The 12,367-nt window shown below is 63.7% G+C and carries 11 protein-coding genes; 8 read left to right on the top strand and 3 right to left on the bottom strand.

Translation table 11 applies throughout. The annotated features are described in order from the left end of the window. Nucleotides 1-33 precede the first annotated feature (33 nt). Nucleotides 34-966, bottom strand: coding sequence for a LysR family transcriptional regulator (locus tag E5221_RS15755; RefSeq protein WP_013972881.1), 933 nt, complete (start codon nt 964-966; stop codon nt 34-36). A gap of 123 nt (nt 967-1,089) precedes the next feature. Between E5221_RS15755 and E5221_RS15760 the strand changes: the two genes are divergently transcribed. After that, nucleotides 1,090-1,353 (top strand): DUF2790 domain-containing protein, encoded by a 264-nt coding sequence (locus tag E5221_RS15760; protein ID WP_015270611.1) that lies wholly within the window; start codon nt 1,090-1,092, stop codon nt 1,351-1,353. A 1-nt stretch (nt 1,354) separates the two neighbouring features. On the opposite strand, the gene E5221_RS15765 is transcribed toward E5221_RS15760, so the two are convergent. Continuing rightward, on the bottom strand, nt 1,355-2,047 hold the full coding sequence (locus E5221_RS15765) for a tRNA (adenine(22)-N(1))-methyltransferase TrmK (RefSeq protein WP_247845948.1): 693 nt from the start codon (nt 2,045-2,047) through the stop codon (nt 1,355-1,357). A gap of 136 nt (nt 2,048-2,183) precedes the next feature. Between E5221_RS15765 and E5221_RS15770 the strand changes: the two genes are divergently transcribed. The 7 genes from E5221_RS15770 (at nt 2,184) to E5221_RS15800 (ending at nt 11,365) form a co-directional block, all read left to right on the top strand. Next, a complete protein-coding gene (locus E5221_RS15770; protein WP_015270613.1) occupies nt 2,184-2,564 on the top strand; it encodes a RidA family protein in 381 nt (126 codons plus the stop codon). A gap of 215 nt (nt 2,565-2,779) precedes the next feature. Further along, nucleotides 2,780-4,780, top strand: coding sequence for a U32 family peptidase (locus E5221_RS15775; protein WP_247845949.1), 2,001 nt, complete (start codon nt 2,780-2,782; stop codon nt 4,778-4,780). Between the two features lie 196 nt (nt 4,781-4,976). Continuing rightward, nucleotides 4,977-6,680 (top strand): amidase, encoded by a 1,704-nt coding sequence (locus E5221_RS15780; RefSeq protein WP_061304581.1) that lies wholly within the window; start codon nt 4,977-4,979, stop codon nt 6,678-6,680. A gap of 386 nt (nt 6,681-7,066) precedes the next feature. After that, nucleotides 7,067-7,741 (top strand): PAS domain-containing protein, encoded by a 675-nt coding sequence (locus E5221_RS15785; protein WP_039615221.1) that lies wholly within the window; start codon nt 7,067-7,069, stop codon nt 7,739-7,741. Then, nucleotides 7,738-8,655, top strand: a complete 918-nt coding sequence (locus E5221_RS15790; protein WP_247845950.1) for a pyridoxal-phosphate dependent enzyme — start codon at nt 7,738-7,740, stop codon at nt 8,653-8,655. Before E5221_RS15785 ends, E5221_RS15790 begins: the two co-directional genes overlap by 4 nt. 336 nt (nt 8,656-8,991) lie before the next feature. Then, nucleotides 8,992-10,089 carry a carboxynorspermidine decarboxylase gene (nspC, locus tag E5221_RS15795; RefSeq protein ID WP_123085038.1) on the top strand — a complete coding sequence of 366 codons (1,098 nt, stop codon included), beginning with the start codon at nt 8,992-8,994 and terminating at the stop codon, nt 10,087-10,089. A gap of 31 nt (nt 10,090-10,120) precedes the next feature. Continuing rightward, complete coding sequence (locus E5221_RS15800; RefSeq protein ID WP_003248123.1) at nt 10,121-11,365, top strand: saccharopine dehydrogenase family protein; 1,245 nt, start codon at nt 10,121-10,123, stop codon at nt 11,363-11,365. 62 nt (nt 11,366-11,427) lie between these two features. Here the strand turns inward: E5221_RS15800 and E5221_RS15805 are convergent, their stop codons facing one another. Next, nucleotides 11,428-12,291 (bottom strand): type 1 glutamine amidotransferase domain-containing protein, encoded by an 864-nt coding sequence (locus E5221_RS15805; protein ID WP_013972890.1) that lies wholly within the window; start codon nt 12,289-12,291, stop codon nt 11,428-11,430. Between the last annotated feature and the right edge of the window lie 76 nt (nt 12,292-12,367).

Raw genomic sequence — 12,367 nt, forward strand, 5'->3', positions numbered from 1 at the left:
TACAAGGGCCAGCGTTAACCGCCCCGCACTCGGCTATCGCCAATACCGCGAATCATCCACCACCCTGGCATGCCCCTCGAACAGCGCCGGCAGTTGCTCCTTGAGGTAGTCGATCCAGGTGCGCACCTTGGCATCCAGATAATGCCGTGACGGGTAAATCGCATAAAGCGCGCTCTCGCGCAGGCGATACGGCGCCAGCAAGCGGCACAACCGCCCCTGCTCGATCGCCTGGCTGGCGGTGTAGAACGGCAGCAGGCCAATGCCCATGCCCAGCTCGCTGGCCACCAGCATGGCGTCGGCGACGTTGGTGGAAAAACTGTCGTTCGGTGCGATCACGCACTGGTCCACCCCTTGCGGAAACACCCAGTCACCTTCGTACATCGGATAAGCCATGCGCAGGCAACGGTGCTGGTGCAGGTCTTCCGGGCGCTCTGGCACGCCGTGGGCCAACAGGTAGCTCGGCGCCGCGCAGGGGATGCTGAAAATGTTGCCCAGCGGCACAGCGATCAGCTGCGAATCCGGTAACGCACCGTCCACGGTAATCACCACGTCATGCCCTTCGGCCAGCGGGTCGGGGTTGCGCTGGGACAGGGTCAGTTCGATCACCACCTCCGGGCACAATGCGTTGTAGCCGGCCACCAGCGGCATCAGCAACAGGCCCATCCCGTGCGGGCAATGCAAGCGCAGGCGGCCGCGGGGCGTGAGGTGCGCGCCACGGGCTTCACCCACCGCCTCTTCGGTCAGCAACATGATCTGCCGCGCGCGCTCGAGAAACCGCTCGCCCGCCTCGCTCATGCGCAAACGCCGCGTGGTGCGGTGCAGCAGGCGGGTCTGCAGCTGGTTTTCCAGCTCGGCAACGATGCGCGAAACCTGCGCCGCGGAAATATCCAGGGCATTGGCGGCCGCAGCGAAGCTGCCGCATTCCACCACACGGGCGAAGGTACGCATGGCATGCAGCATGTCCATGAAGGTGCTCCTTGTTCGGTCTTATTCTTGCGTTACAGGCAGGAATCTATCACGGGTTAGCCCATTTATTGTGGATGGCCAATGAATGGATCATTAGTCATACATTGAAAAAAGGAGCCTGCCATGAAACGTTCGATCGCTGTCCTTGCCGTTACCGCTGCCCTCGCCTCGTTCGGTGCCCTTGCCGACACCGGCAGCAACCAGCCGGTCAGCAGCAGCAACTACGAATACGGCATGCCGCTGGACGTGGCCAAGGTCATCTCCATCACCCCGCCCAGCAACGCCGCCGACTGCCAGGTTGGTACCGCGCACATGGTGTATGTCGACCACCAGGGGCAGAAGCGCGAAATCGACTACCGGGAAATGGGCAACTGCTCGCAGCAGTGAGTCAGGCCAGTACCTCGGTGATCCAGCCGACCTGTTGCCTGAAGTCGTCGATTTTCGCCTGAGGCACCGCACCGCGGGCCCGCTCGAAGTTTGCCAGGGTCTGCTGCTTCTGCCGCAGCATGCGCCGCCACTTGACCAGAAACGCCTCGCTTTTCTCCTTCACCAGCACCGGGCCGAAGTACAGCTGTTCAGCGGTGTACGCCGCCCTGCCCGGCTCGGCGACGATGATCTCGTAGTCGAAGCGGTTCTCCCGCAGCAGTTCTTCGCTGACGATCCGGTAACCATTGCCCATCAGCCACTGGCGCAGTTCGCGCTCGGCGCCATTGGGCTGCAGCACCAGGCGCGTGACGCCAGCCAGGCGCTGCTTGCCGGCCTTGAGGATCTCGCACATGGTGTCGCCCCCCATGCCGCAGATGCTGATCACCGAGATGCGATCTCCCGGCTCGACCGCTGCCAGGCCATCGGCCAGGCGCACGCTGACCCGTCCTTCCAGGCCGTTCCTGCGGACGTTGCGCTGGGCCGAGGCGAACGGCGTCTGCGCCACCTCGCCCGCTACCGCCGCGTCCAATATGCCGCGCAGCATCAAGGCCACCGGCAGGTAGCCATGGTCCGAGCCGATGTCGGCCAGGCGCGCGCCTTGCGGTACTTGTGCAGCCACGCGCTCCAGGCGCCTGGACAATGTCTGTTCGTTCAACGTAAACCCCTGCTTTGCAATCGGCCGCGATTCTGACGGCGAACGCCACGCATTTCAAACACCGGGGCGCCCTCGACCGGGCCGGCGCGCTCGCGTAGGCTTGCCGCTTTCCTTCCGTAGCAAGGCAAAACACACCATGGCACAAGCAGACATCATCTACACCCCGGACCCGGACGCCGAGTCGATTTCTTCCGACGTTGCCGAATACAACGGCGTGCTGGTCACCACGCAGATCCCGACCCACGCTGATGGCAGCCTGGAGCTGGGCGGCATCGTCGAGCAGAGCGAGTGCACCCTGCAGGCGCTGAAGGTGGCGCTGGAGAAGGCCGGCAGCGGCATGGACCGCGTGCTGCACCTGACCATCTACCTCACCGACATGGCCGACCGCGCGGCATTCAACGAGGTGTACCAGCGCTTCTTCAGCAAGCCCTGGCCGGTACGCGCCGCCGTGGGTGTGGCTGCACTGGCGTTCGAAGGCATGCGCGTGGAAGTGACCGCAATGGCTGCCAAGCGCTGACTTTTGCCTGAGGCACGATCCTTGTAGGAGCGGCCTTGTGTCGCGATGGGGTGCAAAGCACCCCCAGATTCTCAGCTCCGCAGCATATATTGCCGGGGCCGCGTTGCGGCCCTTCGCGACACAAGGCCGCTCCTACAAGCACCCCGATGATGCCGCCAGCCCGTTTCGCCGCTACAATGCCCGCCTAAACCGTGACAGCCCGAACCTATAACGACATGTCCCTTCCAAAGAATCACCTGGAACTGCTCAGCCCTGCCCGTGACGTGGCCATCGCCCGCGAAGCGATCCTGCACGGCGCAGACGCCATCTACATCGGTGGCCCGAGCTTCGGCGCGCGCCATAACGCCTGCAACGAAGTCAGCGATATCGCCGAACTGGTCGAGTTCGCCCATCGCTACCATGCACGCGTGTTCACCACCATCAACACCATCCTCCACGACAACGAGCTGGAGCCCGCGCGCAAGCTGATCCACCAGCTGTACGACGCTGGTGTCGACGCACTGATCGTGCAGGACCTGGGGGTGATGGAGCTGGACATCCCGCCGATCGAGCTGCACGCCAGCACCCAGACCGACATCCGCACCCTGGAACGGGCCAGGTTCCTCGACCAGGCCGGCTTCTCCCAGCTGGTGCTGGCGCGTGAGCTGAACCTGCAGCAGATCCGCGCCATCGCCGCCGAAACCGACGCCGCCATCGAATTCTTCATCCACGGTGCGCTGTGCGTGGCCTTCTCCGGCCAGTGCAACATCTCCCATGCGCAGACCGGCCGCAGCGCCAACCGCGGCGACTGCTCGCAAGCCTGCCGCCTGCCCTACACCCTGAAGGATGACCAGGGCCGCGTGGTCGCGTTCGAGAAGCACCTGCTGTCGATGAAGGACAACAACCAGACTGCCAACCTGGCTGACCTGGTCGACGCCGGCGTGCGCTCGTTCAAGATCGAAGGCCGCTACAAGGACGTGGCCTATGTGAAGAACATCACCGCCCACTACCGCAAGGAACTCGACGCCATCCTCGAAGGCCGCCCGGAGCTGGCCCGTGCCTCCAGCGGCCGCACCCAGCACTTCTTCGTGCCCGACCCGGACAAGACCTTCCACCGCGGCAGCACCGACTACTTCGTCACCGACCGCAAGGTCGACATCGGCGCCTTCGACTCGCCAACCTTCACCGGCCTGCCGGTGGGCGTGGTGGAAAAGGTCGGCAAGCGTGACATGCAGGTGGTCACCGAGGTGCCGCTGACCAACGGCGACGGCCTCAATGTGCTGGTGAAGCGTGAGGTGGTGGGCTTCCGTGCCAACATCGCCGAACTGCGTGGCGAATTCGAGGAAGACGGCCAGAAGCGCTACCGCTACCGCGTCGAGCCCAACGAAATGCCTGAAGGCCTGCACAAGCTGCGGCCCAACCACCCGCTGTCGCGCAACCTCGACCACAACTGGCAGCAGGCCCTGCAACGCACCTCGGCCGAGCGCCGCGTCGGCGTGCAATGGCACGCGGTACTGCGCGAGCAACGCCTGGTGCTGACCGTCACCAGCGAGGAAGGCGTGGGCACGCAAGTGGCACTGGAAGGCCCGTTCGGCCCGGCCAACAAGCCGCAGCAGGCGCTGGACCAGCTGCACGACCTGCTCGGCCAGCTGGGCACCACCATGTACCACGCCGACAGCATCGAGCTGGACGCCCCACAGGCTTACTTCGTCCCCAACTCGCAGCTCAAGGCCCTGCGCCGCGAAGCCATCGAGGCGCTGACGGCAGCACGGGTGCAGGCGCACCCGCGTGGCGGGCGCAAGGCCGAGACCACGCCACCGCCGGTTTACCCGGAGTCGCACCTGTCGTTCCTGGCCAACGTGTACAACCAGAAGGCCCGCGACTTCTACCACCGCCACGGCGTGCAGCTGATCGACGCGGCCTACGAGGCCCATGAAGAGCACGGCGAAGTGCCGGTGATGATCACCAAGCACTGCCTGCGCTTCTCCTTCAACCTGTGCCCCAAGCAGGCCAAGGGCGTGACCGGCGTGCGCACCAAGGTGGCGCCGATGCAGCTGATCCAGGGTGATGAAGTGCTGACCCTGAAGTTCGACTGCAAGCCGTGCGAAATGCACGTGATCGGCAAGATGAAAAGCCACATCATCGACCTGCCGACCCCGGGCAGCGCGGTGGCCCAGGTGGTTGGGCACATCAGCCCGGAAGACCTGCTGAAGACCATTCCGCGCGGGCCGCATTGATCGGTGGCCTGCAAGGGCCCTTTTGCGGCTGAAGCCGCCTGCATGGTGATACTCGAAGGGATGGTGGGACGACTCGGGAAGACCCGACAATGCTCGCCTGCAAAAAACCGTTTGCCCCCGCGCAAACCTGCGCCCGCCAAGCCCTTCTTGTACACTCCTCGCATTAGCCCCCACCTGCACATTTTTTGGTGAACGCATGATCGAGGTAACCGAGGTTTCCATTGCCGAGCTGCGCGATGCGCTCGAGTCGGGCCGCACGACGGCGGTCGAGCTGGTCCAGGCCTACCTGGCGCGCATCGACGCCTACGATGGCGCCGACACCGCCACCGCCCTGAACGCCGTTGTGGTACGCAACCCCGAGGCGCTGAATGAGGCCGCAGCCTCCGACGCCCGTCGCGCCAAAGGCCAGGTCCTGAGCCCGCTGGACGGCATCCCCTACACCGCCAAGGACAGCTACCTGGTCAAAGGCCTGACCGCTGCCTCCGGCAGCCCTGCCTTCAAGGACCTGGTGGCCCAGCGCGACGCCTTCACCATCGAACGCCTGCGCGCCGCCGGCGCCGTATGCCTGGGCAAGACCAACATGCCGCCCATGGCCAACGGCGGCATGCAGCGCGGCGTGTATGGCCGCGCCGAAAGCCCGTACAACGCCAACTACCTGACTGCACCGTTCGCCTCGGGCTCGTCCAACGGTGCCGGCACCGCCACTGCCGCCAGTTTCAGTGCCTTCGGCCTGGCCGAAGAAACCTGGTCCAGCGGCCGTGGCCCGGCCTCCAACAATGGCCTGTGCGCCTATACCCCGTCGCGTGGGGTGATTTCGGTGCGTGGCAACTGGCCGCTGACACCGACCATGGACGTGGTGGTTCCCTATGCCCGTACCATGGCCGACCTGCTGGAAATCCTCGACGTGGTCGTAGCCGACGACGCCGACAAGCGCGGCGACCTGTGGCGCCTGCAACCCTGGGTGCCAATCCCGGCGGCTTCGACGGTGCGCCCGGCTTCGTACCTGGACTTGGCCGTGGATGCCAGCGCGCTCAAGGGCAAGCGCTTTGGCGTGCCACGCATGTACATCAATGCCGATGCCGAAGCCGGCACCTCCGAAAAGCCAGGCATCGGCGGCCCGACTGGCCAGCGCATCCATACCCGCGCCACGGTGATCGACCTGTGGCAGCAGGCCCGCCAGGCACTGGAGGCGGCTGGTGCCGAAGTACTGGAAGTGGACTTCCCGCTGGTATCCAACTGCGAAGGCGACCGCCCTGGCGCACCGACCGTGTACAACCGCGGCATCGTAAGCAAGGAATTCCTGCATGACGAGCTGTGGGAGCTGTCGGGCTGGGCCTTCGACGACTTCCTGCGCGCCAACGATGACCCCAGGCTCAACCGCCTGGCCGATGTCGACGGGCCGCAGATCTTCCCCCACGACCCGGGCACCCTGCCCAACCGTGAGGACGACCTGGCCGCTGGCATGGACGAGTACGTCAACATGGCCAAGCGTGGCCTGAAGACCTGGGACCAGATCGAGACCCTGCCCGACGGCCTGCGCGGCCTGGAGCAGACCCGCAAGATCGACCTGGAAGACTGGATGGACAAGCTGGGCCTGGACGCGGTGCTGTTCCCCACCGTGGCCGACGTGGGCCCGGCGGATGCCGACGTCAACCCGGCGTCGGCGGACATCGCCTGGAGCAACGGTATCTGGGTGGCCAACGGCAACCTGGCAATCCGTCACCTGGGCGTGCCTACCGTGACCGTGCCGATGGGCGTGATGGCCGATATCGGCATGCCGGTGGGGCTGACCTTTGCTGGCCGGGCTTACAGCGACAATGCGCTGCTGAGCTTTGGTGCAGCCTTCGAGGCGACCGGGTCGCGTCGAATGATCCCGCCGCGTACCCCGCCCCTGGGCTGAGGGTTAAAAGGGCCGCTTTGCGGCCCATTCGCGGGTAAACCCGCTCTCATGGAACAACACATGACTCATTGGTTCGGCGAGGTTCTGTAGGAGCAGCCTTGTGCTGCGAAGAGGCCGGTACTGACAAGGCCTGTCTGTTGCTTGTACCGGCCTCTTCGCAGCACAAGGCTGCTCCTACAAAGGCCGCCTCAGACGAGCGATATTTGTTCTCTGCGCGACAGCGCAGCCCAAAAGGGCTGGGTAATCTCCCACAGGGACCCCACAGGTATTGAATACCGTGGGGTCCCTGTAGGAGCGGGTTTACCCGCGAATGGGCCTGGAAAAGCAAATCGCCTAATTCAACTTTATGTGTAAAAATACACAAAACGTTGATTTCGTGATCTGCCATGCCTATTACCCCCAGCGAAGAACGCCAGCTCACTCTCACCGTCCTCAAGGCCGCCATCCAGGCCCTGGGCAGCGTTGCCGCGCGCAACATGGAAATCCTCCTGCACGACCTCGACCACCCGGAACACTCCGTGGTGGCGATCGTCAACGGCCATCTTTCCGGGCGCAGCGTCGGTAGCCCAATCCTCGCCGCCCCGGAACAGGACCAGGGTTTCAAGGCATTGATGCAGGCCTCGGCCGATCAGCACGGCTGCGAGCCGGTGGTGCTGCCCGACTACCCCACCACGCTGAAGGGCCGCACACTGCGCAGCGCCACGGCCATCTTCCGTGACAGCAGCGGCCACCCCTTCGCCAGCCTCTGCGTCAACACCGACGTCACCGGCCTGGATGCAGCCATGAATTTTCTCCGGCAGTTCCAACCAACAGCGGCCGCACCTGCCGTCAGTGAACCCGCCGACATGGAACTGCTGATGAGCGAGATAATCCAGGCATCCCTGCAGCGCAGCGGCCAGGGGCGAATGAACAAGCAGGCCAAGGTAGAAGCCGTAAGAGTGATGCAGGAGCGCGGCCTGTTCATCGTCAAGGGCGGCGTGGAAAAGGCCGCCAGCGCCCTGGGTGTGACCCGCTACACCGTTTACAACTACCTCGAGCAACTGCGCGGAGCCAGCCAATGACCTTGCATATCCATACCCCCCTGATCGAGTCCCGCCCGCTGTCGCTGGCCGCGGGGAGCAACGTCTGGCTCAAGCTCGATGCCCTGCAGCCCTGCGGCTCGTTCAAGCTGCGCGGCGTGGGCCATGCCTGCGAGGTGCACCATGCCCGTGGCGCTCGGCATTTCGTGTCTTCCTCGGGCGGCAACGCCGGCCTGGCTGTAGCTTATGTCGGGCGCAAGCTGGGCGTGCCAGTGACCGTGGTGGTACCCGAGACCACCACCGAGCGGGCCAAGGACCTGCTGCGCCTGGAGGGCGCCGAGGTGGTGGTGCATGGCAGCTCCTGGCAGGAGGCCAACGCCCTGGCGCAGAGCTTGGTCGGCCCGGATGACGCCTTCATCCACCCATTCGATGACCCGCTGCTGTGGGCCGGGCATGCCAGCCTGGTGGATGAAGTCGCCGAGGCCGGCGTGAGGCCGGACGCCGTGGTGTTGTCGGTGGGCGGTGGCGGTTTGCTCAGTGGCGTGGTCGAGGGGCTACAGCGCAACGGCTGGGGCGATGTACCAGTTCTGGCGGTGGAAACCGAAGGCGCGGCATCGCTGCATGCAGCCATGCGGGCAGGGCATTCGATGGAGCTGGAACGTATTGCCTCGGTGGCGACGTCGCTGGGGGCCAAGCGTGTGGCTGACCAGGCGCTGGTGTGCGTGCAGCAGCATCCGGTGCACAGCCACCTGGTCACTGACCGCGCTGCGCTGGAAGCCTGCGAACGGTTCCTGCTGGACCATCGCGTGCTGGTGGAGCCTGCATGTGGGGCGGCTTTGGCGTTGGCCTATGCACCGGGCGCCCTGGCGCAGTACCAGAATGTGCTGGTGGTGGTTTGTGGCGGGGCTACCGCCACGCTGGAGCAGATCCAGGCGTGGTTGCAGCAGGTGGATTGAGGTTACCTGTACCGGCCTCTTCGCGGGCTTGCCCGCACCCACAGATTGGACTGCGCAAGGTCTGAAGCAAGCGCATTCCCTGTGGGAGCGGGTTCACCCGCGAACACCGGCGGAGCCGGTGCCATCCAATACAACACTCATCGGATTCTCCTTGCGGCACCCGGTTGCTGATTACGATAGTCACATGCCGCTGTTCTACTAAGCCCACCGCAACCGGAAAATTCCCGTCGCAACGGCGTCGACCACGACGAAATGCGTAACCCACCCTTTCGGTCTGCGGCAAGTGAAGGCACAATGCGTGTCCTTTTTTTGGCCGGCCTGGCCGGGGGCCTTTAAATGATCAAGACGCCGTACTACCTCATCGATAAAACCAAGCTGCTGGGCAACATGGAGAAGATCGCCTACGTGCGCGAACACTCCGGCGCCAAGGCACTGCTCGCCCTCAAGTGCTTTGCCACCTGGTCAGTCTTCGACCTGATGCAACAGTACATGGACGGCACCACCTCTTCGTCGCTGTACGAGCTCAAGCTCGGCCGCCAGAAGTTCGCCGGCGAAACCCACGCCTACAGCGTGGCCTGGGCCGACGACGAGGTCGAGGAAATGCTCGAGAACTGCGACAAGATCATCTTCAACTCGATCGGCCAGCTGCAGCGCTTCGCCGAACAGTCCGAAGGCAAGGTCCGTGGCCTGCGCGTCAACCCGCAGGTCAGCAGCTCCGACTACCTGCTGGCAGACCCTGCCCGCCCGTTCAGCCGCCTGGGCGAATGGGACCCGGCCAAGGTCGAACAGGTGATCGAGCAGATCTCCGGCTTCATGTTCCACAACAACTGCGAGAACGGCGACTTCGGCCTGTTCGACAAGATGCTCACGCACATCGAAGAGCGCTTCGGCCACCTGCTGCACAAGGTCGAGTGGGTCAGCCTCGGTGGCGGCATCCATTTCACCGGTGAAGACTACGCGCTGGAAGCCTTCTGCGCGCGCCTGAAAGCCTTCTCGGAAAAGTACGGCGTGCAGGTGTACCTGGAGCCGGGCGAAGCGGCCATCACCAACAGCGCCTCGCTGGAAGTGACCGTGCTCGACACCCTGTACAACGGCAAGCACCTGGCCGTGGTCGACAGCTCGATCGAAGCGCACATGCTCGACCTGCTGATCTACCGCCTCAACGCCAAGATGGCCCCCAACGACGGCGCACACACCTACATGGTCTGCGGCAAGTCGTGCCTGGCCGGTGACATCTTCGGCGAATACCAATTCGATCGTCCGCTGGCCATCGGTGATCGCCTGTCGTTCGTCGACGCGGCGGGTTACACCATGGTCAAGAAAAACTGGTTCAACGGTCTGAAAATGCCATCCATCGTGGTCAAGCAACTCGACGGCAGCGTCGAAGTGGTGCGCGAGTTCGGTTTCGAAGACTACGTTTCCAGCCTGTCGTAAGACCGGCTTTCAGTAAGGAGCAAGGGATAAATTGAAGAAGAACGTTCTTATCATTGGTGCAGGAGGTGTCGCCAAGGTGGTGGCCCACAAGTGCGCGCAGCATAACGACGAACTGGGTCGTATCGCTATCGCGTCACGGAACATCTCCAAATGCCAGGCCATCATCGACAGCGTCAAGGCCAAGGGTAGCCTCAAGGTACCCGCCGACATCCAGGCCTTCTCGCTCAATGCCCTCGATGTCGAGGCTACCAAGGCGCTGATTCGCGAGACCGAATCGCAGATCGTGATCAACGTTGGTTCCGCCTTCCTCAACATGTCGGTGCTGCGTGCCTGCATCGATACCGGTGTCGCCTACCTGGACACCGCCATCCACGAAGAGCCGGGCAAGATCTGCGAGACCCCGCCGTGGTACGGCAACTACGAGTGGAAACACCTCGAAGAGTGCCAGGCAAAGAACATTACCGCCATTCTCGGCGTCGGTTTCGACCCGGGTGTGGTGAACAGCTACGCCAAGCTGGCGCAGCAACAGTATTTCGACAGCATTGACTCGATCGACATCCTCGACGTCAATGCCGGTTCGCATGGCAAGTACTTCGCCACCAACTTCGACCCGGAAATCAACTTCCGTGAGTTCACCGGGCAAGTGTGGAGCTGGCAGAACAGCCAGTGGACCAGCAACACCATGTTCGAGGTCAAGCGTACGGACGACCTGCCGGTGGTGGGTTCGCAGAACCTGTACCTGACCGGCCACGATGAGGTTCACTCGATTTCGAAGAACCTCAACGTGCCGAACGTGCGTTTCTGGATGAGCTTCGGCGAGCACTACATCAACGTGTTCACCGTGCTGAAGAACCTGGGCCTGCTCTCCGAGCAACCGGTGAAAACCGCCGAAGGCCTGGAAGTGGTACCGCTGAAAGTAGTCAAGGCCGTGCTGCCGGACCCAGCCTCTCTGGCCCCGGGCTACACCGGCAAGACCTGCATCGGTGACCTGGTCAAGGGCACCAAGGATGGCCAGCCGCGCGAAGTGTTCATCTACAACGTGGCCGACCACGAAGAAGCCTACGCCGAGACCGACAGCCAGGGTATTTCCTACACCGCCGGTGTACCGCCAGTGGCTGCCGCCCTGCTGGTCGCCCGTGGCGAGTGGGATGCCAAGCGCATGGTCAACGTCGAGGAGCTGCCAGCCGAGCCGTTCCTCAAGGCACTGGACGTCATGGGCCTGCCGACCCGCGTCAAGGATGAAAAAGGCGATCGTCCTTGGGACGCTGAAGCCTAAGCAGCAAAGCAGAGGGGGCGCCATCAAGGCGCCCCCTCTGCTTTTACAGGCCACGTGTAAGTCTAGATGCCCTGGCCAGAGGGCTTTGCCTGCTCAGCCAGCTTTTCCAGCAATACCTTGGCCAGCGCCTTGTCCGAGAACGGGTTCTGCCCGGTGATGAGTTCGCGGTCCACCACCACATTGGGTTGCCAGGCCTTGGCGTAGCCCATGTCGCCCCCTGCCATTGCCATGGCGTTGGCCGGGTAGAACAGCAGCCGCTGGTCCTTGAGCGAACCTTCGAATACCTGCTCCTCCGGGTCGGAGAAAATGGTCATCTTGTAACCCTTGTACAACCAGTCGGTGGCTGCCGGCTTTTCACCACGCGCCAGCGCCGACTGGTAGCTGGCCGGGTCCTGCTGGGCCGAGAGCAAGGCGATGGGGCCGTGGCAGATCGCGGCTGTAGGCTTGCCGGCTTGATGGAAATGCCGCAGCAAGGCGCCCACGTCCGGGTTGTTGGCCAGGTCGATCAACGGCGCATGGCCGCCGGGGATGAACAGCCCGGCATAGCGGCCCAGGTCACCTGCCAGTACTTCTTTCACCGACAGGGTATCGTCAATGCCCGGCAGGCCTTGCACGACCTTCTCGATCCGGCGCATCTCCACCGCATCGCCGGCAAAGTAGCTCGGGTCGATCGAACGCTGGTCGACACTCGGGGCATTACCCTTGGGGGTAACCAGCACCAGCTTGTAGCCAGCCTTGAGCAACTGGTCGGCAGGCACGCCGAATTCGTTCAGGTAGTAGCCGGTGGCGTAGCGCTTTCCGTCCTGCAGGGGCAGCTGGTGCTCGCTGGACAACAGCACCAGCACCTCTCCCTTGGGCGCAGCGTGGGCGCCGGTGGCAAGCAGGGTGCTGGCAACAGCCAGGGCAAGCCGGGACATCTTGGTCATGCAACAATCTCCTGATCAGGCAAATAGAGCTGTCCGCTCATGTTGGCGGGGATGCGTTCATGCTAACGGCGAGGCT

The organism is Pseudomonas sp. A2 (assembly GCF_023100865.1).
Lineage (GTDB): Bacteria > Pseudomonadota > Gammaproteobacteria > Pseudomonadales > Pseudomonadaceae > Aquipseudomonas > Aquipseudomonas asiatica.

What these genes read in the sequence shown, in the direction of transcription:
- E5221_RS15755 (WP_013972881.1), bottom strand. Translation starts at nt 966, where the DNA reads ATGGACATGCTGCATGCCATGCGTACCTTCGCCCGTGTGGTGGAATGC.
- E5221_RS15760 (WP_015270611.1), top strand. Translation starts at nt 1,090, where the DNA reads ATGAAACGTTCGATCGCTGTCCTTGCCGTTACCGCTGCCCTCGCCTCG.
- E5221_RS15770 (WP_015270613.1), top strand. Translation starts at nt 2,184, where the DNA reads ATGGCACAAGCAGACATCATCTACACCCCGGACCCGGACGCCGAGTCG.
- E5221_RS15775 (WP_247845949.1), top strand. Translation starts at nt 2,780, where the DNA reads ATGTCCCTTCCAAAGAATCACCTGGAACTGCTCAGCCCTGCCCGTGAC.
- E5221_RS15780 (WP_061304581.1), top strand. Translation starts at nt 4,977, where the DNA reads ATGATCGAGGTAACCGAGGTTTCCATTGCCGAGCTGCGCGATGCGCTC.
- E5221_RS15785 (WP_039615221.1), top strand. Translation starts at nt 7,067, where the DNA reads ATGCCTATTACCCCCAGCGAAGAACGCCAGCTCACTCTCACCGTCCTC.
- E5221_RS15790 (WP_247845950.1), top strand. Translation starts at nt 7,738, where the DNA reads ATGACCTTGCATATCCATACCCCCCTGATCGAGTCCCGCCCGCTGTCG.
- nspC (WP_123085038.1), top strand. Translation starts at nt 8,992, where the DNA reads ATGATCAAGACGCCGTACTACCTCATCGATAAAACCAAGCTGCTGGGC.
- E5221_RS15805 (WP_013972890.1), bottom strand. Translation starts at nt 12,291, where the DNA reads ATGACCAAGATGTCCCGGCTTGCCCTGGCTGTTGCCAGCACCCTGCTT.